We start from the raw sequence: 23074 nt of genomic DNA on the forward strand, positions 1-23074 counted from the left end.
GTGTCGGATGGGCCAGAGACTTCTCAGGCAATCAGCTTGTCATCGGCAAAGCCGAAACCGCGCAGGCCCACCACATGTACGTGCTCGTGCTTGCCCTGCACCTTGCGGATGAGCTTGTAGGTGGTGCCCTTCTCGGGGCTGATGTTCTCGGGCGCCGCGATAAGCAGCTGCATATCCTGGCGCTCGCACAGCTCGAACAGGGTGGCGATGGATTTGCCATCCAGACGGGCCGCTTCGTCGAGGAACAACAGGCGGCAGGGGGCGATATCCTTGCCGCGCAGACGGCGGGACTCCTCCTCCCAGCTGATCAACACCATCAGCAGGATGGCCTGACCGGTACCGATCGCCTCACCGGTAGAGAGCGCACCGCTCTCGGCCCGCAGCCAGCCGTCGGCACCGCGCTGCACCTCGATCTCCAGCTCCAGATAGTTGCGATAGTCGAGCAGCACGTCGCCCATCACCTGATAGCTGCGATCCCCCTGCTCGATCTGCGGGTTCAGGCGCTGGAACAGCTTGGCCATCGCCTCGGAAAAGCTGAGCTCCTTGTCGGCGAACAGATCGTTGTGCATGGCGGTTTGATCGGCCAGCGCCGTCAGCAGTCGGGTATGGGCCTCGCGGATATTGACGTTGAGGCGCACCCCGCGCACCAAACCGAAGGCGATGTTCTGCAAGCCCTGGTTGAGCACCCGGATGCGGTTCTGCTCGCGGCGAATGATGTTGGTGATCTTGGCCGCCACCTCGTGGGAGGAGAGCGACAGGTGGGTTTCCCGCTGCTTGAGCTCGTCAGCCAGACGGGCCAGCTCGATCTCCATCTCTTCGATCGCCTCGACCGGATCATCGGAGCGGATGATGTCGTTGCGAATGCGATCCTTGAGGTAGCGGTAGACCTGCACATAGAAGGCCACCTTCTGCTCGGTGCTGCGGTTGCCCTCGGAGAGACGCAGCGCATCGCGAAGAGCTTCGTCGTGCGCCACCGCCACCCGCAGGGCGCCGAGGGCCTTGTCCGACATGGAGCGCAGCTCGTCGCTGTCTAGGTACGCCAGCTCGCGCTTGTTTAAACGCTTCTCGACGTCGGTCTCCCGCGCCAGCCGCACCACCCGCGACCAGCTCGCCTTGTGGCCCACCAGAGATTTACGGGCGCTGTAGTAATCCTTGCCTTCGAGCTTGAGACGACCGCCAAGGGATTCGATCTCGCGCTTGGTGACCTGCAACTGGGCCTCGGCGCTGGTGCGACGGGAACGGGTGCGGATCAGCAGCTCTTCGATCTCTTTCTTGTGGGCGCGCGCCTTCTCTTCCATGTCATCAGAGAGGGTCAGCCCCATGGCCGCCAGCTCCTGCTCGAACTCGGTCAGGGTCTGGCGCTTGGCCTCGACGCTGGAGTTGAGGGCGGTGCGCAGTTGTAGCGCCTCGGTGTGGCGCAGGGCAATCTGCTTGTGCTGCTCGCCAGCGGTGCGGGCGGCAAGCTCGGCCGCTTTCAGCTTCTCTTTGAGTCGCTCGCTCATCTCGGAGGCCTTGCCCAGCAGGTCTTGCGCATCCTGATAGGCAAAATGCGGCAGACGGGCCACCAGCTGATCGAGGGCGTAGCAACGGCGCTTCTGCTCGGCCAGCAGGTCGCTCACCTCATCATAGGCAGCCTGCAGCGCCGCAAGATCCTGCGGATCCTGACGCAGCACCTGCACCATGGTTTCCAGTTTTTCCAGCGACTTGCCGTGCTTGGCGATAAAGGCTTCGGCCTGTTTTAGCGCTTCCACATCGGCGTGAGCCGCCTCGAGGCGGGCCGCCAGATCAATCTCGGCAAACAGGTGGGCAAAGGGCAGCATCCCCTGCACCAGCTGGATATGGCGAGTCAGCTGGGCGCCGGCCGCTTTGGCATCACTCAGCTGCTTGTCGCACTCGCCGATGGCCCCTTGCAGCGCGCGCAGTTCGGCCTGTTTGGCCTGCACTTCGGCTTCCGGGTCGGGGCGGAAGGCGATATCCAGATGCTGGCCGATAAAGTCGCGGAAGTGACCGTAGAGACGGTGGTACTTCTGCTGCTCGAAAGCCGCCTTGGCGTAACCCTCGATGAGCCCTTCGCGCTCAAGGTCGAGCTGCTCGATCCGTTTTTCCCGGGCGGCGCGGCCAAACAGCGGCAGCTCGGGGTAGCGGGAGAAGCGCACCTGACGCTTGCTGGTGCGCACCAGCACGGCGTCTCCCAGCTCGTCCGCTTCCACCAGATCCTCGTCAAAGGAGTCGGGGTTGCCCTGAATCAGGTAAATATCTTCCGGGCAATCTTCCAGCTTTTTCAGCCGCTCGATGGCACCCTCAAGGTCGAGCACCACCAGGGCGCTGCGAGCCGGGCCGTAGAGCGCGGAGTAGTAAGGGGCATCGTCGATGGAGATATCGTCATAGACATCGGAGAGCAGCACGCCCCCCACCTGCTCGGCGATGCGGGCAAGACGGGGATCTGCCTCGCCAGCCCCCAGCTGCAGGTTGCGAATTTGCAGCTCCAGCGCCTGTTTCTGCGCCGCGATGCGGTTGCTCTCCTGTTCGAACTCGCGCTCCTTGTCGAGCACTGTCTGCATACCGGCCGAAAGCTCTTCAGCGGTGGAGAGCGGCAGACCGCTCTGCTCGCGCAGCTGCTCGAGTTTTTCAAAGGATTTGAGCCAGCGCGGCGCCAGCTTGGTGAGATCGCTGATATCGCGACCCAGCTGGGTGCCCTGATGCTCGAGGCTGGCGCGGCGCTGGTTCACCTCGGCCTGCTGCTCGGAGAGCTCCTCCTGACGGGGGCGCTGGGCTTCGAGGAAGATCTCCAGCTCATCGCTGCTGGCAATCAGCTGGCCAGAGGCCTGCTGCAGCTCGTCACGCAGCTTGAAGAGACTCTTCTGGCTTTCGCTCTCTTTCTCTAGGCGAGCCAGCGCGGCGCGCAGCCCCTGCCCCTGGGCAATGCGAGCCTTGTCTTCGATATGACGCTTGAGCAGCGCCTGCGCGGTGGGCCAGGCGGCCTCGCGCACTGTTTCCGGAGCGATACTGAGCAGCAGCGCCAGCGCCGCTTCGTGCTCGGCCACTGCCGCCTTGGCCAGTGCCAGCTGCTGCTCGGCCCCCAGCACCCGGCTGGTGAGGCTCTGCTCGGCTGCGCGGAACTGGTGCAGGGTGTCACTCGCCTGTTCGGCGGTCAGCCCCGGCAGCTCGCACTGCTCGCGGGCAGCATCGAGGGCCTGCACCGCCTGACGATACTGGATGGCGCGGGTCTGCTGGATATCGAGCGCCTGCTGGTAGTCGGCCAGCTGGGTCTTGAGGCTGTCGACTTCTGCCTGCGCCAGCTCCTTGCGCTCTTCCACTTCCAGCAGCTGGCTGTGGATCTCTTCCACTACCGCCTGCTGCTGTTCGAGTTTGTCAGAGAGATCCGCCAGATCGGCGCGATACATTTCGATCTTCTTCTGCAAGCTGACAGCCGCCATCACCTTGGCCAGATGCTCGGAGGCAGACTCCAGCTCGTCGGTCAGCAATTTTTCGCGGTTGGTGAGCTGCTCCACCTCGTCGGCCAGATAGATGGCGCGCTGCTTCTCTTCGGCCAGAATACGGCGCTTGTCGGCCAGCTCCTGGCGCGCCTTGAGGGCCAGCTCGGAGAGGCGGCTCTTCTCGGCGGCATTGCGCACATAGTCGGCGGCCACATAGTGGGTGGTCTCGGTGATCAGGTTCTTGAACAGATCCCGCTGACCCTGGGTCTCCTTGATGGCCTCCAGCGTGCGGCGGTTTTCATAGATGGCCGCCTCCATGTCTGCAAACGCCTTGCGCACCCCGGAGTTCTCCGGCAGCAGGTATTCGCGCAGGGAACGGCTGATGGACGAGGAGATGCCGCCGTAGAGGGAGGCTTCGATCAGGCGATAGAACTTGCCGCGATCTTTTTGATCACGCAGCTTCTTCGGGGTGATGCCGAACTCGAACATAAAGTTGTGATAGTCGGTCACCGTATTGAATTTGGCGACTTTCAACGCCCCCAGCTCGGCGGCCGCCCCTTTCAGGTCGGTAAAGGCGCGTACCCGCCCCTTGCCGCCATCGAGCTTCTCCAGCAGCAGATCGGTCGGCGCCAGATTCTCCGGCACATCCACCAGCGCAAACGGGGTGATGTTGACCTTGTTGTCGCGGTTGGCCACCTGCTCGAGGTGAACGCCGACCCAGATCCGCTGTTCGCGGCTGTTCATCACTTCCAGCAGGGAATAGCAGTGCCCGCGCTGCAGCTTGCCGTAGAGCCCCTTGTCACGGGAGGCGCTGCTCGATCCCGCTTCCGTGGTATTGCGGAAATGGAGCAGTGACTGGTCAGGGATGAGCGCTGCGATAAAGGCCGCCATGGTGGTGGACTTGCCCGCGCCGTTGCCGCCGGAAAGAGTGGTGACCAGTTGGTCGAGATCGAAGGTCCGGGCAAAGAAGCCGTTCCAGTTGACCATGGTCAGGGATTTGAACTTGCCTCGCACCGGTTATACCTCCAGATCCAGTTGTTCTTCATCGAGATCCGCCTCGATGTCATCAAAGAGCGAGTCGCTGCTCGGCATTTCGTCGTCGTGGAAGATGGCTTCACCCTCCTGGATCATCCGCAGCTGGACGGCACGCGGATCTTCATCGGAGCGCACGTCGGCGGCGAAACGGAACACCGATTCGTTGACCCGAAATTTATCGCCATTGCCAAGAGCGGTGATCATGCCAAGGCGGCGCAGACGGCGCATGGAGGTACGGATCTTTTCGAGCAACTTTTTCTTGTCGAGATCGGTACCGCCGGAGCGGCTGTTGACCATCCGCAGCAGCTGCTTCTCGTCGGCGAGGCTCAGCACCTCTTCCTGCAGCTCAGCCATGGCGAATACCCCTTCCGAGGCGAGACGATCCGGACTCAGGTAGAGGTAGCAGAGCACCTTGCCCACCAGCATATCGAGCTCGGAGAGCACAGTGGTGCCGATGTCGGAGCTCGGGCGCGGGCGCAGGTAAAAGAAGCCTTCCGGCGCCTTGATCAGCTCCACCTGATAGCGACCGTAGAAGATCTCCAGCTCGCTGTGATATTCGACCAGCGCCGAATGCTGCTCGAACTCGTCGGCACTGATGTGGCGGCCGGAGCGCAAGGCGGTGTCGATGCGCGGAAACAAGGGGTTGGCAATCGCCTCTGCGAGGCGCAGCGGCAAGGGAAACTCAGAATTGATCAATGACATAGGCCTGAACCTTGGATCCAGCTTGGTTAATGGGTTTCCATGCGGGTTGGCGATGCAGTTCGCGCTCGCCGCTGGCATGGCCCAGGCGCACGGCCTGGTCGATCAGAAGACGCGCCACATCGAAGTGGGCATGAGCCGGGTAGTCCAGCAGGTATTCGCGCAGCACATCGGCCAAGTCCAGCTGCTGCCCCTGCTCGGGGTAGCGGGCCAGATAGCGCTCGATACGCTCGGCCAGCTCCTGGTTGATGTCCACCATCTCGACGTACTCCATCTCGAGGGGCACCTCGCCGGTCACCTCCTCGTCATGGATGGCGATGGTCTCGTCGCGCAGCTCCAGCAGACGGGGCTCTTCGGCCACCCGCAGCTGCCAGTTGTGCTGCTCGAAATTGCGGATGGACTCGCGCAGCCGCTGGCTGAAGGCGCGGTTCTTGTCCATGTCGATGGCGTTGCGGATAAATTTGTGGACGTGCCTGTCGTAGCGGGACCAGAGCTCGATGCACTGCTGACCCCAGCTGGTGATGACGTCAAGGCGCCCTTGCAAGGCGTGAGTCAGCTCCTCGACGTGGAACAGATCGTCGCGCCCCTGCGCCGCTTCCTGAATGTTGAGCAGCCCAGCCTGCAGGCGGTGGCCGGCAGCGTCCAGGGTATCCTGCAGCTCGCGTAGGGTCTGGCCGGTCTCGTGCAGCAGCTTTTCGCAGCTGTGAATGGCATCGACCCAGTTCTGGGTCAGCAGGGCCGCAATCTCGCTCTTGACCTGATTCTGCTGTTCATCCATGGCGCGCTGGGTGAGATCGATGCGCCCCAGCGTCTCTTCCAGCGAGAAGGTGAGGCGCGGCAGCACCTCGGCATCCCACTGCTCGCGGGTGTTGGTCTCGAGCGCCGCCTTGCGGGCGGTGTCGAGCTCGGAAGCCAGGTGCTCGAGCAGAATGGAGAGCTTGATGGAGTCAACCTGACGCTGATCCATAAAGAAGTCGACGATGCTCACGCCCAGGCGAGACAGGCGGTAGAGGCTCTCCCCCGCCACCATGTCGGTGTTGAAACGCGACAGCAACTGCTGGCGAATGAGATCGTTGATGGCGTTGTTGGCGCGACCGGTGAGGGTCTCGTCCATCTGGCCGAAGGCGCTGCTGACATAGCCAAAAGCGTCGTGCAGTGCTGCTTCCGACAGGTCCGACTCATCTTCGGATAGCGTCTTGATTGCAATCAGAAAGGCCAGCCGATCGGTGGGCAGGCTCAACGCCAACCCCTCCTGCCTGACCCATCCCACCATTTCGGGCAGGGTACGGGATGTACTCATCATGATGTTGTCATCTCGTTGTTGTATTGGGCGCAAAATCGTGCGCGCGGCTACATCCGGTAGCATCGAAAACATGGTTCACATCGACGTGAACCGCGAGCAATCAGCTGGCCGGCTTCTGGGCCATCACATGGATATAGCGACCGAGGGAGACAAAAGGCTCCTGACGGCAATATTGCTGCTCCATGGCCAGCAGATCGTCGAACTTCTCCACCTGATCCTGCTTGTGACGCATATAGTCGTGGATCACCCGCACCCCGGTCTTGCCGATGATGCGCAGCCCCCCGCGACCAATCCAGTCATAGACCTGCTCCGGCAGCTGGGGATTGGTGGGCGTAAGCGCTGTCTGGCGCTTCTTGCGAAGACCAAGGCGCACATAGTCAAAATTGCCCACCACCAGGCTCTGGAAGAGCAAACCATGACGGTTGTAAAAAAGCAGCGACAGTATGCCCCCGGCATTGACGAAAGGGAACAGACCCAGCAAGGTCTGCCGCGGCTCGGCAAGCCACTCCAGCACCGCATGGCAGAGCACCAGATCAAAGGTCCCGGTCACGTGTTGCTTCAGATCCTGAATGGGGCAATGGATGAGACGAATTTTGTCTTCCAGCCCCTTCTCGGCGATCTGGCTGCGGGCCAGTTCCAGCATTTCTGCTGACAGATCGCACAGCTCCACCTGATGACCCATGGCCGCCAGCTTCTGGGCGAAATAGCCAAAACCGCCCCCCGCATCGAGGATGCGCAGCGGTCGGTTGCCAAGGCGGGCCAGGCAGGCTTCTATGTCGCTCCAGACAATGGTGGTGCGGATGCGCCCCTTGGTGGAGTCGTAAATGTTGCGGGCGAACTTGTCGGCGCGCCCGTCAAAACTCTGATCGTGCTTCAAGGAGAAACTCAACATTAGCGCCACAGGGTTGTGGCCATCCCAAAAAAGAGAGGTATTCTGTCACATCCCGAATTTGCTGAAAACTCAAGGAAGTGTCTGCCGTGTTTGTGCTCAAAAAGTGGCTTGGTCAGCTGTTGATGCCGCTCCCCTTCTCCCTCTCCTTGCTGCTGGTCGCCCTGCTGCTGCTCTGGTTCACCCGTTTTCAGAAAACCGGCAAGCTGCTGGCGACTCTGTCGCTGCTGCTGGTCGCCCTGCTGGGAATGCGGCCGGTGAGCTACGAACTGGCCCGCGGGCTGGAGCAAACCTTCCCGCCGTTCGAGGTGAGCCAGCATCCCAACATCGACGCCATCGTGGTGCTCGGCAATGGTCATGTCAGCGACCCGGCGGTGCCGATGCGCAGTTGGCAGAACAATATCTCGCTGGCACGGACTCTCGAAGGGGTGCGCCTCGCCGAGGCCTATCCCGACGCCGAGCTGGTTTTCTCCGGCTATGTGTCGGGGGATACCCTCTCCAATGCCGAGGTCAATGCCCGGATGGCCGAGAGCCTCGGCATACCCCGTTCGCGGATGACGTTGTTTGAAAACAACAAAGACACTCATGATGAGGCGGTCAGTATCAGCCGCCACCTCAAGGGAAAAGAGGTGGCGCTGGTCAGTTCGGCCACTCATTTGCCACGAGCCATGGCCCTCTATCAAGGTCAGGGACTCAATGCAGTGCCGGCCCCCACCGATTACACCGCCAAGCAGAGCCAGGTACCCCAGCCCCTCTACAGTTATTTACCCAAAGGGCGTTATCTGATGTATTCCGAAGCTGCCATCCACGAATGGATTGGGGTATGGTGGGCTCGCTTGCGGGGGCAGGTTAACGAATGAGCGATCAAGCGTTTCATTCCTGATTTGGATCAGGAAAGCGAAAAAAAATTACGTCATTTGCCGCCGGGTCAGCTATCTTGGGCTCGGTTCAATTCATATAATGTCGCGCAATCAAATGCCTAGGAGATATACAAGATGAGACAGCACCTGGTAATGGGTAACTGGAAACTGAACGGCACCAAGGCTTCTGTAGAAGCTCTGATCAAAGGACTGACCCCGGCTGCTGCCGCTCATCCTTCTGTGCAAGTCGCCGTCTGCCCGCCGGTTATCTTTTTGGGTCTGGTTGAGCAACTGACCGCTGGCAGCAAGATTGCCTACGGTGCCCAGAACGCTGACGTACACGAGTCTGGCGCCTTCACCGGCGAAAACGCCCCCTCCATGCTGAAAGCCTTTGGTTGCACCTACTCTCTGGTCGGCCACAGCGAGCGTCGTACCCTGCACGCAGAGACCGACGACGTGGTTGCAGCCAAGTACGAAGCCATCCAGAAAGGCGGCCTGATCCCGGTTCTGTGCATCGGGGAAACTCTGGAGCAGTTCGAAGCCGGCGTGACCAAGAACGTGGTTGAGACCCAGCTGAAAGCCGTTATCGACCGTTGCGGTATCGCCTCCTTCAACAACGCCGTTATCGCTTACGAGCCGGTATGGGCCATCGGTACTGGCAAGACTGCCACTCCGGAGATCGCTCAGTCCGTTCACGCTCACATCCGTCAGTACCTGTCCGGTTTTGATGCCGCTGTTGCTGCCAAAGTACAGATCCTGTACGGCGGTTCCGTCACTGGCGCCACTGCAGCCGACCTGTTCGGTCAGCCGGACATCGACGGTGGCCTGGTCGGTGGTGCGTCCCTGAAAGTGGACGACTTCTCCCAGATCATCGCTGGCGCTGCCAAGTAATCGCTGATTACGGCAAAGAGAGGGGCTCGTCCCCTCTCTTGTATCGCTTTTCCTATGGTGGCCCCCGCATCCCATATGAAAGCCGATATAGTAAAAGTGGCTTGTCTATTTAAACATTCGTATTTGACAACTCAGATCCAGAGGCACTCATGACCAAACAAATCAAACGTATTGGTGTTTTGACCAGTGGTGGCGACGCACCGGGTATGAACGCAGCCATTCGCGCCGTGGTTCGCGCCGGTTTGCATCATGGCCTGGAAGTTTACGGTATTTATGATGGCTACCTCGGTCTGCACCAGGATCGCATCGTCAAGCTGGAGCGTCACAGCGTCTCCGACGTGGTAAACCGTGGTGGTACTTTCCTCGGCTCCGCCCGTTTCCCTGCCTTCAAAGACCCCGCAGTGCGCGCCGAAGCGATCGAAAACCTGAAAAAGCACGGTATCGATGCGCTGGTCGTCATCGGTGGTGACGGCTCCTACATGGGTGCCAAGAAGCTGACCGAAGAGGGTTTCCCCTGCATCGGCCTGCCGGGCACCATCGACAACGACATCGCCGGTACCGACTTCACCATCGGCTTTGATACCGCACTGAACGTGGTGGTTGACGCCATCGACCGCCTGCGCGACACCTGCAGCTCCCACCACCGTATCTCCGTGGTCGAGATCATGGGTCGCCACTGTGGCGATCTGGCCATGTCTGCCGCCGTTGCCGGTGGTGCCGAGTATGTGATCGTGCCGGAAGTAGCCTTCGACAAAGAGAAGCTGCTCAAGCAGATCAAGGAAGGCGAAGCCAAGGGCAAGAAGCACGCCATCATCACCATCTGCGAGCACGTTACCGACGTGAACGCGCTGGCCAAGGACATCGAAGCCCTGACCGGTCGTGAAACCCGCGCCACCATCCTGGGCCATATCCAACGTGGCGGTGCCCCGACTGCCCGTGACCGCATCATGTCCAGCCGTATGGGTGCTTACGCCGTTGAGCAGCTGCTGGCTGGTCACGGTGGTCGCTGCGTCGGTATCCAGCGCAACGAGCTGGTACACCACGACATCATCGACTGCATCGAGAACATGAAGCGTCCGTTCGATCAGGAGCTTTACAACCTCTCCACCACCCTGTTCTAAGCCACGCGGCTTTTAACCGGCTGTTGATGACAAAAACCCTCCATCGGAGGGTTTTTTAATATCTTACAAAAACGGGGGCATCCGCACGCTGTGCGCCCCTCACCATACGGGTTGCCTGATCCCCAAGCCTTGCGTCATCTGACTGATCACCAGCCTTCCTCTCCTCACTCCAACCGGCATCAGCCTACGAACAGAGTTCCGGTATCGTCGTGGATATTTTATCACTGCGAACCGGATTGCGTTGAACTGCGCTCTATCGCCCCTGAAACGAGCTTGTTCAGCCTCCTCGTCATACACCGCTTTTTATATCTCAATCTTGTAGAAGGGATTCAGATATCTTACCCAACCATGCTCCGGCGCTGCGCTCGTATTGTACTCACATGACTCACGCAGATACACCGGCCACGCGGATCGCTACTCGCGCCCAGCCCAGCCCAGCCCAGCCCAGCCCAGCCCAGCCCAGCCCAGCCCAGCCCAGCCAGAGAATACGTCTCTGGCCTATTGCGCACCTCACTCTTGCTGCGGCCATGTCTATTCCGAGGCCAACGGGGAAATTGGCGGTGATAAAACAGCCAGCTGCTACTCTGTATCCCCCCGATGCACGACTCTCCTCCCTATGAACCCCGTGTATTGCTGTAAAAATGCGGAGACTCTGGACTGATAAAGTGATGGTGTGACAAGGGTTGGCAACCAGACTCTCTCCATAGACTTCTTTTGGATGGGCTATCTACGTCAGGAATCGTCAAATCATTGCCTTGTGCACTTTTTATGGCCTCAATGACACTATTACGAGGGTGAAAACTTATAAAATGCCACTTAAGCCCCATACAAAACCCATTGCCAAGCCAACCACTAACCAACCAACTAATTGAATTTAAATGAAATAACCATAAAAACAGAATCTTGAATGCCTAACATGCCATAGCAGGTGATAAAATCAGCTCAATATGACAAAAATAGCCATCTCAACCAACCACGCACACAAAGTAGCCATTTTATCAACTTACACCTTGTTTTACCCTCTTGTTATGGTATCTTGACTACATCAACCAACAACTTAGGGAGAGAAAAATGAAAGAGTTTGTCGTTACTGCCGTTTTCACGGTGTTTTTCACCCTGGTTGCTGTCTCTCTGCCCTCACTGTCACAGTTCTGAGCCGGATAGAGAGGCATCAATCCGGACCGACCCTCTTTGCCATGTCTGTTTAATCGCCACCAACTGGCGCTTTTCAGTAATAATGCCGAGATGGTCAACATAGATATGATTTCATCACGTTGACGCTGTTTCTTTCGCCACAAGGGTGTAACCAGGATGGTTTAACCATATGGCCTGATGGAGTAGAACCAGCAGCAGATCATATCCGAGGGGAGCAAGGCTCCCCTTTTTGTTACCTGTCATTTGACAACCCCATTGCCCCGGCGGACACACACGCAGCTATCCGTCACAAGGCCCATGCCCACAACTGATGTTTTCCCCTCCTGTACTCTCCATTCAACACAGCTAAATCCGTCAGCAATCTCTTGTGCACACCTTTGCTCTGATACTTGTCCGGCAGATATAAAAAAGCCCCCGCCATCATGGCAGGGGCTCGCGTTACGCAGTATCAGCTTAGGGCTGTTATATCTCAGCCCAGTTCAAAGCAATTATGCCTTGTTCCAGCGCTGTGGGTCATATTCCGGGCTGAAGCGGTCAACAATGACAGCACAGGCCGCATCGCCGGTGATATTGAGGGAGGTGCGGATCATATCGAACAGTCGATCCAGCGCGAACAGCAGCGGCAACCCTTCGATGGGGATCCCGGCCGCCAGCAGCACGGCAACCACCAGGAAGCTTGGGCCCGGCACACCGGCCTGACCGATCGCCCCCAGAGTGGAGGTCACAATGATGGCCGCCCAGGCACCGACGCTCAGATCGATGTTGTAAACCTGCGCGAAGAAGATGGCGACCAGGCCGTAATAGATGGCGTTGCCGCTCATGTTGATGGTGGCACCCAGCGGCAACACGAAGGAGGCGGTCGCGTTGGTCACTTTCAGATCATGCTCGCAGGTCTCCATATTGACCGGCAGGGTCGCCATGGAAGAGGCGGTGGAGAAGGCCACGATCTGCGGCTTCTTCATGGCAGAGAGGTACTTCATTACCGGCGTGTTGGAGAACATCATCACCAGCAGCGGGTAGACCACAAAGCCGAAGATGAGGATGGCAGCCACATAGACCACGAACAGCTTGAGTACCAGGGTCAGCACATCGAAGCCATAGGTACCGATGGCTTCCGCCATCAGACCGAACACCCCGAGCGGCGCGATGATCATCACCTTGTTGATCATCCAGACGAAGGCATCCACCAGGGTATTGAGCCCATCGACCAGCGGCTTGGCCCGCTCGCGCGGCTGTTTGGCCAGCGCAATGCCGAGGAACATGCAGAACACCAGGATCTGCAGGATGTTAGCCTCGTTGAGGGAGTTGAAGACGTTGGTGGGGATCATGCCAAGCAAGGTGGCGACTGCATCCGGCAACGCCCCTTTATCGGCGTAGTCACCACCAAACATGGAGGCGACGGAAGCGAAATCGACCCCGACACCCGGTTTGAAGATCTGCCCCATCACCAGTGCCAGCAACACGGCCAACGCTGAGGTCACGAGGAAGAAGGCCAGCGTAGCCGCACCGATCTTGCCCGCAGCCGGGCTGGCGCCCAGATTGGCGGCGCCGGAGAGGATGGCAACCGCCACCAGCGGGATCACCAGCATCTTGATCAGCTGGATAAACAGGGTACCGAGCGGTGCAAACACGGTGGCTTGTTCACCCATGAACGCGCCGACCACTGCGCCCAGTACCATGGCGACCACAACCTGGAAGCCGATGTTTTTAATGAGTCCTTTAGTTAACACAATATGTTCCTTTATGTAGCAAAATTCACACTTTTCCCAGTGCAATTAACCAAACAGGGGAATGAGCGGCTGCCCATTCCCCTGTTTGCGCGTGTTATCTCACATTTAATTGCTGTTTTAAATCAGCAAATCATTAACCTTGGCTATTAATAAGTTTGCGAAAAAGTGAAGATTCAAAGCGGTCTCGGCGATTTTTACCTCATTCCCCATGACAACTGGCAAAAGATTGTGCTAGTTTGGCTGCACAAACGTACACACAGGGATGTAAAGATGCTGAAAGTTAACGAGTATTTCGACGGAAATGTAAAATCCATCGGTTTCGAACAAAAAGGCGAGAAATCAACCGTCGGGGTGATGAACGCCGGTGACTACCTGTTCAACACCGCCGCCCCCGAACGGATGACAGTGATCAAGGGCGCCCTCACCATCCAGCTGGCTGATGAAGATGAGTGGCACACCTACAGCCAGGGTGAATCCTTCCTGGTGGCCGGTCACTCTTCCTTCAAACTGGAAGTGAAAACCCCCACCGCCTACCTGTGCGAATTTCTCGACTGATCAGGCCGGTTGAAGGGGCCCCCCCCCTTCAACCTTATTGGCCACCCCAGCCCCATTATCTGTGTCCATGTCACAGCACCGCACATCCCCGCTTCCTATCCATGGCAAAAATCCTAGAATAAACAGACATAAACCATCACCGGATTGATGTCATGATCAGCGTGTTTGACCTGTTTTCCATCGGAATTGGCCCCTCCTCTTCCCATACCGTCGGCCCCATGCGTGCCTCTTATGCCTTCGTCCAGCAGCTCAAGCTGCAAGGCCATCTGCCACAGGTCACGCGGGTCGAAGTGGAGTGTTACGGCTCGCTGGGCCAGACCGGCAAAGGGCACGGTACCGGCAAGGCAATCATTCTAGGGTTATCGGGCTTTGAACCGGAATCGGTCGATATCGATGCGATTCCCGCCATTCTGGCTCGAGTGGAAAAGGAGCAGAGCCTGCCGCTGGCAGGCGAGCAACCAAGCCATTTTCCGCGCACCGGTGCCATCATCTTCAACCGCCGCAAGACCCTGCCGGCCCACACCAACGGCATGACTCTGCGGGCCTTTGATAAAGAGGAAAACCTGCGCTTCAGCCAGACCTACTACTCCATCGGGGGAGGCTTCATCATTGAAGAGAGCCACTTTGCCACCGCCAAAGAAGAGGCCGCCAAGTCCGATGCCGAACATCCTGTCCCCTACCCGTTCGACAGCGGCGCCCAACTGCTGGCCCACTGTCAGGAGAGCGGCCTCTCCATCTCGGGGCTGATCCTGGCCAACGAGCGGGTCTTTCGCAGCGATGAGCAGATAAAAGCGGGGCTGCGCAAGATCTGGCAGGCGATGCAGGGCTGCGTCGAGCGAGGCTGCAAAAGCGAAGGGGTGCTGCCGGGCGGCCTCAAGGTTCGGCGCCGCGCCCCGGGGCTGTTCCGCCAGTTAAGCTGCGAGACCAACTTCAACAAGGATCCGCTGATGGTGATGGAGTGGGTCGATCTCTTTGCGCTGGCGGTCAACGAAGAGAACGCCGCCGGTGGCCGGGTGGTGACCGCCCCCACCAATGGCGCCGCGGGCATCATTCCCGCCGTGCTGCACTACTACGATCGCTTCGTTCACAAGGTGGATGACGAGACGCTGATCCGCTACTTCCTCACCGCGGCTGCCATCGGCATCTTATATAAGAAGAACGCCTCCCTCTCCGGGGCCGAAGTGGGCTGTCAGGGTGAAGTTGGGGTTGCCTGCTCCATGGCGGCTGGAGCGCTGACCGAACTGCTGGGGGGTAGTCCGGCCATGGTGGAGAACGCCGCCGAAATAGGCATGGAGCACAATCTCGGCCTCACCTGCGATCCCATCGGCGGACTGGTGCAGGTGCCCTGCATCGAGCGCAACGCCATGGGGGCGGTCAAGGCGATCAATGCCGCCCGCCTCGCCCTGCGCGGCACCGGTGAGCACAAGGTGTCGCTCGACAAGGTGATCAAGACCATGTGGGAGACCGGCAACGACATGAAGACCAAATACAAGGAGACGGCCCGTGGCGGCCTCGCCGTTAACATTACCGAATGTTAAAAAACGGCAAATGACTCCATTTGGTTCCGAAATGCCCGGCATCGCCGGGTATTTTTATGGGCAAACGCTTAACAAAATGGATAAGCACAAAAATAAATTTTATACTCGCGCCTCAGATTCAACAAAAATAGATCTATTTCAACTTTTTTTAGGTCTGGAGCCGTTACACTACGGTTATCTGGTTCTGTGACCTGCGCTGACAAGCGCGTTCCATGGATCTCCCAAATTTCTGTGAGTGGGCATGCCGCCCCCTTCTACCCTGAGGTAATAGTGACATGATCAGCGTTTTTGATATCTTCAAAATCGGTGTAGGCCCCTCTTCTTCCCACACTGTTGGCCCGATGAAAGCGGCCAAACAGTTTGTTGACGAGCTGCGCGCGGGCGGCAAGATCCGCGATGTAACCCGGATCAATGTCGACGTCTACGGCTCCCTCTCCTGGACTGGCAAAGGCCACCATACCGACACTGCCATCATCATGGGCCTGGCTGGCAACCTGCCGGAAAATGTCGATATCGATGCCATCCCCGAGTTTATCTCCCGTGTTGAACAGACCGAGCGCCTGCCGATCGGCCTGCACTGCCACACCGTCAGCTTCCCGCGCGACGCCATGGTATTCCACGACGAAGCCCTGCCGCTGCACGAAAACGGCATGAAGCTGACCGCCCTGATTGAAGATGAAGTGGTTTACAGCAAGACCTACTACTCCATCGGTGGTGGTTTCATCGTTGACGAAGAGAACTTCGGCAAGGCTGACAGCGGCGACATGTCCGTACGCTATCCGTTCAAGAGCGCCGCCGAGCTGGTTGCCCATTGCAGCCAGACCGGTCTCTCCATCTCTGCCCTGATGATGGAAAACGAGAAGTGCTTCAACACTCCGGAAGAGATCTACAAGAAGTTCGGCAAGATCTGGAACACCATGCGCGAAGGTATCGAGCGCGGCTGCCGTACCGAAGGCGTTCTCTCCGGCCCGCTGCGTGTACCCCGTCGTGCCGCACCGCTCTACCGTCAGCTCAACACCAACGAGAACCTCTCGAGTGACCCGATGAACATCGTTGACTGGGTCAACATGTTCGCTCTGGCGGTGAGTGAAGAGAACGCTGCCGGTGGCCGCGTGGTCACTGCCCCGACCAACGGCGCTGCCGGTATCATCCCGGCCGTACTGGCCTACTACGACAAGTTCATCCAGCCGGTTGGCCGCGACGAGTACACCCGCTTCTATCTGGCTGCCGGTGCCGTCGGCATCCTCTACAAGATGAACGCCTCCATCTCCGGCGCCGAAGTAGGCTGTCAGGGTGAAGTGGGTGTCTCCTGCTCCATGGCCGCTGCCGGTCTGACCGAGCTGATGGGCGGTAGCCCGGAGCACGTCTGCGAAGCTGCCGAGATCGGCATGGAACACAACCTGGGTCTGACCTGTGATCCGGTTGCCGGTCAGGTACAGGTGCCTTGCATCGAGCGTAACGCCATCGCAGCCATGAAGGCTGTCAACGCCTCCCGTATGGCCCTGCGTCGTACCTCCAAGCCGCGCGTCTCTCTGGACAAGGTGATCGAGACCATGTACATCACCGGCAAGGACATGGACTCCAAGTACCGTGAAACCTCCCGTGGTGGTCTGGCCATCAAGGTGATGCAGGTTGCTTGCGAATAAATAAGGGTTGCGACCCTCATCTGAACAAAGGCGGGATATCCCGCCTTTTTTATTGCCCGAATGGGATGCCGGGCACTTATAACGGCATACCGACCATTTCACTGTAGGGCGTTGCTGATATACCCCTGCTACGCCACCGCAATGTGGATTGCCTTGTCTAAATGCCTCTCTAATTACATACCTTGATTAACTCGTCTCAATGGATTGGAAGCGACGTTCTGCCCCTGCCACGCTTTCACAACTAATTGATATCAAGATGGCCCCTCAGCTCAATATCCTCCCCTTTGGGCATACCCTTGCCTGGCAAAATGCGGTTACCGCTCACCCTGCGGATATCACGCCGCCACTTTGATTTCCACCTATGTGGCACTTTCGTGATCAGGGCAAACAATCAAGCACACAAACAGTGGGTTAGCTCATCATTTTGGCCACAGCACATCGCGCAAACTGGTTTTAGCACAGTTATCATCGCCCTCTTTGCGCCCCATTTGATGGATAACTCATCGCGCAGTGGAGACAAAAAAAGCGCCCAAGGAAGAGGCTGAAAATAATCGATGAATGGGCCAATAGCCGTTGGAATGGCGGATATGAGTGCGCGCTACTCGCTATTTTTGTGAGCGCCAGCAAAGGTTGACGATATGGTGTTGGGAGCAGATTGACTTTCTATTTAAACAGCGAAAAGTGAATATCACCAAAGGGAGGGTTTAATTTGGCCAAATCCTGTCACGGGATTATCGCAGGCCACCTCTCCGGGGCCGGAATGCGTCATGCAGAGTCACAAAGAATTAGCCCCGCTGGGCAGAACGCACCACGGGGCTGGATATTCAGGATGGCTTTTTCAGGCTGGCCTTGTGCTGCTCCAGCAAATTCTCGGGAGGCGGCGGCACCTGCAGGTAGAACCCCTGGTTGGTCAGCGCGGCCATCACCTTGCCGACATCAGCCAGCCCCAAGGGCTTGGCCGGATCCAGCTTGGTCATCAACACCAGCTCGGGACGCCCGAATGCGCTCAGCAGTGGCTCGGGAACGCGGGAGAAATCCTCTCTTTTTTCAACAAAAAGGTAGGTCTCGGCTTTTTTGCGACTTTTATAGACTGCACACAACATGGAAATTGATATAATCCGACGAGTTTATTGCCTCTGATGGGGGCAAACTATAACATCAGGAATTGAATAACAATAACGGATTAGCATCTCTGCCTCGGGGAAGATTCATGGTTGAGCGCGATAACGAATTGAAAGGGACCACCTTCACTATTTCTGTGTTGCATATCAGCGATGGCGAGCCTGAGCGGATACGTCAGTTGTTGGCCGAAAAAGTGGCCCAGGCACCCTACTTTTTTAATTGCGCACCGCTGGTGATCAATGTTTCCCGACTGGAACATATTCCCGATTTCGAACAGCTCAAGGAGCTGGTGGAGTCCGAAGAGTTTGTGCTGGTCGGCATCACGGGGGCGCGCAGTGAAGAGATGAAGACAGCCGCCAAGGCGGTGGGACTAGCCGTGATGGCCTCGGGCAAGAGTCGCAAGAGCGAACCGGAACCCGAGCCTGCCCCCGCGCCAGCCGCCCCAGAGGTGGTTCCCGAGCCCGAACCCGTCCCCTTGATCCCGAGCAAGGTACATGTGGGACCGGTTCGTTCCGGCCAGCAGATTTATGCCGCCGGCACCTCGCTGGTGGTGCTGGGGTCCGTCAGTCCGGGAGCTGAAGTGCTCGCCGACGACAGCATTCATATTTATGGCACCCTGCGTGGCAGAGCCATTGCCGGTGCCCGGGGAAACACCCAGGCCCGGATCTATTGCCAGCAATTACAGGCCGAGCTGCTCTCCATCGCGGGCACATTCCAGCTGAGCGATGCACTGCCGGCAGGCCTGATCCAGCAACCGGTACACGTCCGGCTGGACAACGAACAACTCCGAATAGACCGTATCAAATAGAGTTACAAGGAAGCGAGAATGGCGCGAATCATAGTCGTTACATCGGGTAAAGGTGGCGTTGGCAAGACCACAACCAGTGCGGCCCTGAGCACCGGCTTAGCCCAGCGTGGTCACAAGACAGTGGTCATTGACTTTGACATCGGTCTGAGAAACCTGGATCTCATCATGGGCTGCGAGCGGCGCGTGGTGTATGACTTCGTCAACGTCATCAATGGGGAAGCAAACCTCAATCAGGCGCTGATCAAGGACAAACGCTCGGAAAATCTGTTTATCCTGCCCGCCTCCCAGACCCGGGACAAAGATGCCCTCACCCGTGAGGGGGTCGAGAAGATCCTGGATCAACTGGCGGAGATGAAGTTCGATTACATCGTCTGCGACTCCCCGGCGGGGATCGAGGCGGGCGCGCTGATGGCGCTCTATTTTGCCGACGAGGCGATCGTCACCACCAACCCGGAAGTCTCTTCCGTGCGTGACTCCGACCGCATCCTTGGCATCCTGGCCTCCAAGTCCCGCCGCGCCGAGCGTGGTGAAGACCCCATCAAGGAGCACCTGCTGCTGACCCGCTACTGCCCGACCCGCGTCAACCGCGGCGACATGCTGAGCGTGCAGGATGTGCAGGAGATCTTGGCCATCCCGCTGCTCGGGGTGATCCCGGAGTCCCAGGCGGTGCTGCGCGCCTCCAACTCCGGCGAACCGGTCATTCTGGACAAGGAGTCCGATGCAGGTCAGGCCTACGAAGATGCGGTGTCCCGCCTGCTGGGCGATGCCAAGGAATTTCGTTTTCTGGAAGAAGAGAAGAAGGGCTTCTTTAGCCGACTGTTCGGGAGTTAAACATGTCATTATTGGATTATTTTCGTTCCAACAAGAAACAGAACACCGCACAACTGGCCAAAGAGCGGTTGCAGATCATTGTTGCTCACGAGCGTTCATCCAGAGGGGGGCCGGATTACCTGCCCCAGCTCAAGCAGGACATCCTCGATGTGATCCGCAAATACGTCAACATTGATCCGGAGAAGATAACCGTCCAACTGGATCAGAAGAGTGATGAGCTGTCGGTACTGGAGCTCAACATCACCTTCGCCGATGACAAGAAGGGATGAGCTGACGCCCTATGCGTGACCCCTTCCCCCAATGAAGACCGGATCCTGTCACTGGATCCGGTTTTTTATTGGCACAAAAACAGGTCACAGCGGCTCGCATCATCTCGCCAAGGGGTCTGCCGACCGCTAGAATAGCGCCGCCCCGCAGGCTGTGATCTGCGTCGGCACCTTTTCTCTTTTCTGGAACAGACCGCTTATGTCTATGAATGACGAAATGCACAGCGTCGAGGAACTGCTCGATACCGCCCTCGAACTCTTTATGGAGCTGGCCTCTGACAACCTGCCGGAGCAGGAGATCGCCCGTTTCAATCAGGAGTTCAACGACCGCGGCCTGCTGGCCGAAACCGACCCGGCCGATGACTGGGAAGCGGACGTGGGTTTTGCGGTGAGCGACACCGACTATGCCGAGATCTGGGTCGGCCTTGGCAATGAAGAACAAGAGTATGAGCACCTGTTTGCCCGCATGCTGCTCTCCCGCCGTGTTGACGAGAAGTTCTGCCACATCGAATGGCTGCCCCAATAATTCCGGATCCCGATGATCCCAGCCATTATCAGTGGGAGTCTGACCCTGACTCTGTGGCCCCTGAGCGTCCATCTGCATCCCTTGGGCGCCGGGTGTTGAGGTGGGCAGGCAAGATCGCGCTGGCCGGGCTGCTCTGCTCGGTCGGCTCGGTCGCCTTGCTGCGTTTTATCGATCCGCCGATGTGGAGCTGGCGTATCGAGCGGGCCCTCTTTCCGCCCGCCAAGATCACCCAGGTACGCCATGAATGGGTAGACCTGGAGTCCATCTCCAAAGAGCTGCAACTGGCGGTGATCGCCGCCGAGGATCAGCGCTTTGCCGATCACAACGGCTTTGACATGGATGCCATCAACGCGGCGCTCAAGCACAACCAGCACAGCGAACGGGTACGCGGCGCCAGCACCCTCAGCCAGCAGACCGCCAAGAACCTCTTTATGTGGAGTGATCGCAGCTTCCTGCGCAAGGGGCTGGAGGCCTGGTTTACCCTACTGATGGAGCTGGGTTGGGACAAGGCCCGCATTCTCGAGGTCTATCTCAATATCGTGGAGTTCGGCCCCGGCATCTATGGCGCCGAAGCCGCGGCCCGTACCTACTTCGGCAAACCGGCCAGCCGCTTGACCCGCTACGAGTCATCCCTGCTGGCCGCCGCCCTGCCCAATCCGTGGCGTTATCGGGTCAAGCCCCCTTCACTCTATGTGCAGAAGCGCTCGGTCTGGATCCGCCGCCAAATGGGTCAACTGGGCCAGATCACCCTCAATCGGGTGCATCAGGCAGACTGATCCTCAGGGCTCATCGGGTTTCTCCGGTGGACCCAGATGACCGCCCACCGTCTCGCGGTGAAGCGGCAGATAGTGCCACCACCAGGCCTCGCGCCGTCGCTTGATCTGTTGCCGCCGTCCCCGCTGCTTCATCCCCTTACTCCCTGCCAGATGATCCGCGCCTTAACCATACTCCCCCAACGGCAACTTGGACAGGTCAGGCACGCCCGGCGCACTGGTCTGGCCGCCACAGCCAATAATTGTTACAGTAGCGAACCTCGATGTATCTGGAGTGATTTCATGGAACAGCGTACCCCGGATCAGCTGGTCGAATGGGCCTATGATCAGTTTCTTGAGCAGGCCGCCGATATGCTGGCCCCCGAACAAATAGTCGACATCACCCTGGAGTTTGAGCAGCGTGGCGCCGTGGAGGCGACTCTGCCCAATGCCGACTGGTCGACCGAGCTTGGTGAGCCGGTCGATATGGAGCGCTGGGTCGAAGTGTGGGTCGGTTTGCTGGATCATCAGGATGAGTTTGAGGTGATCTTCGCCACCTTCCTGCTGCCCCGTCTGTTGACCGAAGATCAAGTGCATGTGCGCTGGCATCGCCAGCAGCAGGCATAAAAAAGGCGCCATCGGCGCCTTTCTTGTTTCTGTATTCTCTTTTATTTCTGTTCTCTGCTAATCCTGCGCCGCGATGGCCTTGGCCAGACAGCGGCGGCACCAGCAAGCGCTGGCCTCCTGCATCGGCAATACCGGCAACTGGCTGCACCAGCACTGCGCAATAGTCTGACCGGCAGAGACGGCGCAATAGGCCGGTTCGCCACAACCCGGACAGCAGTGGGTGCTTTTCGAGCCATTCAGCTCGGCCATCACCGCCAGCTGGGCCTTGCTATCCATCGCCGACCAGTGGCCGATCTCGCTCAGGGTGCGGCCACAACCAAGGCAAAGCCCATCTTTCGCCTTGCAGAGGCCAACACAGGGGCTCGGCATCTTATTCGCTATCCACTGCCGAGTCGGTCTCTGTGGCCACCAGAGTGATGGCATTGTCTTCGATGACAATCTTGCCCTGCTTGTAGAGGCCGCCGATCGCCTTCTTGAAGGTACCCTTGCTCATGCTGAACAGCTTGTAGATGAGCTCGGGTTCGCTCTTGTCACCCACCGCCAGACTGCCGCCCTGCTTTTTCATCCGGCTCAGAATGCGTTCACCGGCGTCATCAACCCGCGCAAGACCCGGCTTTTGCAGGGTCAGATCGAGCTTGCCATCCTCGCGCACCTGCTTGACCCAGGCGGTTTGCGGCCGACCGGTCATCACCCGGCCAAACACTTCGTTCTTGAACAGCATGCCGGGATACTGACCGTTGACGATCACCTTGATGCCAAGGGGCGAGTGCTCGCCCGGCAGCGCGGTCACTTCGTCACCGACCTTGAAGTTACTGCCGGCCGGGGTCAGGAAACGCTCGATGCGGCTGGTGCCGACCATGCGCCCTTCGTTATCCAGTTGCAGACGCACCAGATAAACGTGGCCCACCTGCATCGGCTTGTTCTGCTCGCGGCTCGGCACAAACAGATCCTTTTTCATGCCCCAGTCGAGGAAAGCACCAATCTTGTTGGCATTGACCACTTTCAGACCGGCAAATTCGTCCACCATGGCAAATGGCTTGTCGGTGGTGATCACCGGTTCGCAATCGGCATCCAGATAGAGGAAGACCTGCACGCTATCCCCCTCTTTCACCCCTTCCGGCAGTTGACGCTTGGGCAGCAGCAGTTCACCGTACTCATCGGCCGCAAGCCAGGCGCCGCGATCTTCGAGTTCAACAACGGTGAGGGTGTTCATCTTGCCAATCTGTATCATGGTGCTCTCTTTTTTCATTACCCGGATGGGCCAACTGAACATGGCCCCTATG

21 protein-coding genes are annotated in these 23074 nt (G+C 58.4%); 12 read left to right on the top strand and 9 right to left on the bottom strand.

Going from position 1 to position 23074, the window contains the following annotated elements:
• Positions 1-23: 23 nt before the first annotated feature.
• The 4 genes from mukB to cmoM form a co-directional block, all read right to left on the bottom strand.
• Positions 24-4451, bottom strand: coding sequence for a chromosome partition protein MukB (gene mukB / locus G5168_RS00785; RefSeq protein WP_421251704.1), 4428 nt, complete (start codon positions 4449-4451; stop codon positions 24-26).
• Positions 4452-4454: 3 nt separating this feature from the next.
• Complete coding sequence (gene mukE, locus G5168_RS00790) at positions 4455-5174, bottom strand: chromosome partition protein MukE (protein ID WP_005336835.1); 720 nt, start codon at positions 5172-5174, stop codon at positions 4455-4457.
• On the bottom strand, positions 5155-6474 hold the full coding sequence (mukF, locus tag G5168_RS00795) for a chromosome partition protein MukF (RefSeq protein ID WP_042030892.1): 1320 nt from the start codon (positions 6472-6474) through the stop codon (positions 5155-5157). Before mukF ends, mukE begins: the two co-directional genes overlap by 20 nt.
• 100 nt (positions 6475-6574) lie before the next feature.
• Positions 6575-7351, bottom strand: coding sequence for a tRNA uridine 5-oxyacetic acid(34) methyltransferase CmoM (cmoM, locus tag G5168_RS00800; protein WP_033113262.1), 777 nt, complete (start codon positions 7349-7351; stop codon positions 6575-6577).
• A 101-nt stretch (positions 7352-7452) separates the two neighbouring features.
• Between cmoM and elyC the strand changes: the two genes are divergently transcribed.
• The 3 genes from elyC (at position 7453) to pfkA (ending at position 10235) form a co-directional block, all read left to right on the top strand.
• Complete coding sequence (gene elyC / locus G5168_RS00805; RefSeq protein WP_421251705.1) at positions 7453-8223, top strand: envelope biogenesis factor ElyC; 771 nt, start codon at positions 7453-7455, stop codon at positions 8221-8223.
• A gap of 135 nt (positions 8224-8358) precedes the next feature.
• Positions 8359-9114, top strand: coding sequence for a triose-phosphate isomerase (gene tpiA / locus G5168_RS00810; protein ID WP_421251706.1), 756 nt, complete (start codon positions 8359-8361; stop codon positions 9112-9114).
• Positions 9115-9263: 149 nt separating this feature from the next.
• Positions 9264-10235, top strand: coding sequence for a 6-phosphofructokinase (pfkA, locus tag G5168_RS00815; protein WP_005336840.1), 972 nt, complete (start codon positions 9264-9266; stop codon positions 10233-10235).
• A 1643-nt stretch (positions 10236-11878) separates the two neighbouring features.
• Here the strand turns inward: pfkA and G5168_RS00820 are convergent.
• Positions 11879-13120: a dicarboxylate/amino acid:cation symporter gene (locus tag G5168_RS00820; RefSeq protein ID WP_005352303.1), complete on the bottom strand. Its 1242-nt coding sequence runs from the start codon at positions 13118-13120 to the stop codon at positions 11879-11881.
• A gap of 270 nt (positions 13121-13390) precedes the next feature.
• Here G5168_RS00820 and G5168_RS00825 point away from each other — a divergent pair, with 270 nt between their 5' ends.
• From G5168_RS00825 to G5168_RS00835, 3 genes are all read left to right on the top strand, one after another.
• Positions 13391-13675, top strand: a complete 285-nt coding sequence (locus G5168_RS00825; RefSeq protein ID WP_005336842.1) for a pyrimidine/purine nucleoside phosphorylase — start codon at positions 13391-13393, stop codon at positions 13673-13675.
• Positions 13676-13827: 152 nt separating this feature from the next.
• Positions 13828-15213 (top strand): L-serine ammonia-lyase, encoded by a 1386-nt coding sequence (locus tag G5168_RS00830; RefSeq protein WP_139443603.1) that lies wholly within the window; start codon positions 13828-13830, stop codon positions 15211-15213.
• Between the two features lie 275 nt (positions 15214-15488).
• A complete protein-coding gene (locus G5168_RS00835) occupies positions 15489-16859 on the top strand; it encodes an L-serine ammonia-lyase (RefSeq protein ID WP_005336844.1) in 1371 nt (456 codons plus the stop codon).
• Positions 16860-17683: 824 nt separating this feature from the next.
• On the opposite strand, the gene G5168_RS00840 is transcribed toward G5168_RS00835, so the two are convergent.
• Entirely contained in the window at positions 17684-17962 is a 279-nt protein-coding gene (locus tag G5168_RS00840) for a YcgL domain-containing protein (RefSeq protein ID WP_005360946.1), read from the bottom strand.
• Positions 17963-18069: 107 nt separating this feature from the next.
• Here G5168_RS00840 and minC point away from each other — a divergent pair, with 107 nt between their 5' ends.
• The 5 genes from minC to mtgA all read left to right on the top strand — a co-directional run bounded on the left by minC (position 18070) and on the right by mtgA (position 21188).
• Entirely contained in the window at positions 18070-18789 is a 720-nt protein-coding gene (gene minC / locus G5168_RS00845) for a septum site-determining protein MinC (RefSeq protein WP_227340627.1), read from the top strand.
• Positions 18790-18807: 18 nt separating this feature from the next.
• Positions 18808-19620, top strand: coding sequence for a septum site-determining protein MinD (minD, locus tag G5168_RS00850; protein WP_005336847.1), 813 nt, complete (start codon positions 18808-18810; stop codon positions 19618-19620).
• Positions 19621-19622: 2 nt separating this feature from the next.
• Complete coding sequence (gene minE, locus G5168_RS00855) at positions 19623-19889, top strand: cell division topological specificity factor MinE (RefSeq protein WP_005336848.1); 267 nt, start codon at positions 19623-19625, stop codon at positions 19887-19889.
• Positions 19890-20085: 196 nt separating this feature from the next.
• The gene (locus tag G5168_RS00860) at positions 20086-20412 is read left to right on the top strand and encodes an HI1450 family dsDNA-mimic protein (protein WP_005352317.1); all 327 of its coding nucleotides are present in this window, start codon (positions 20086-20088) and stop codon (positions 20410-20412) included.
• Complete coding sequence (mtgA, locus tag G5168_RS00865; protein ID WP_227340628.1) at positions 20397-21188, top strand: monofunctional biosynthetic peptidoglycan transglycosylase; 792 nt, start codon at positions 20397-20399, stop codon at positions 21186-21188. The genes G5168_RS00860 and mtgA overlap by 16 nt, the downstream gene beginning before the upstream one ends.
• 3 nt (positions 21189-21191) lie before the next feature.
• Here mtgA and G5168_RS00870 read toward each other — a convergent pair whose 3' ends face one another.
• Entirely contained in the window at positions 21192-21320 is a 129-nt protein-coding gene (locus tag G5168_RS00870; protein ID WP_019445852.1) for a hypothetical protein, read from the bottom strand.
• A gap of 147 nt (positions 21321-21467) precedes the next feature.
• On the opposite strand from G5168_RS00870, the gene G5168_RS00875 reads away from it, so the two are divergent.
• Positions 21468-21791 carry an HI1450 family dsDNA-mimic protein gene (locus G5168_RS00875; RefSeq protein ID WP_005336851.1) on the top strand — a complete coding sequence of 108 codons (324 nt, stop codon included), beginning with the start codon at positions 21468-21470 and terminating at the stop codon, positions 21789-21791.
• A gap of 57 nt (positions 21792-21848) precedes the next feature.
• Here the strand turns inward: G5168_RS00875 and G5168_RS00880 are convergent, their stop codons facing one another.
• Positions 21849-22160 (bottom strand): DUF1289 domain-containing protein, encoded by a 312-nt coding sequence (locus tag G5168_RS00880; protein ID WP_107683055.1) that lies wholly within the window; start codon positions 22158-22160, stop codon positions 21849-21851.
• Between the two features lies 1 nt (position 22161).
• On the bottom strand, positions 22162-23022 hold the full coding sequence (locus G5168_RS00885; protein WP_005336853.1) for a CvfB family protein: 861 nt from the start codon (positions 23020-23022) through the stop codon (positions 22162-22164).
• Positions 23023-23074: the final 52 nt, after the last annotated feature.

The sequence above is a fragment of the Aeromonas sp. 600724 genome (assembly GCF_049175135.1).
In the GTDB taxonomy this organism is placed as follows: domain Bacteria; phylum Pseudomonadota; class Gammaproteobacteria; order Enterobacterales; family Aeromonadaceae; genus Aeromonas; species Aeromonas veronii_A.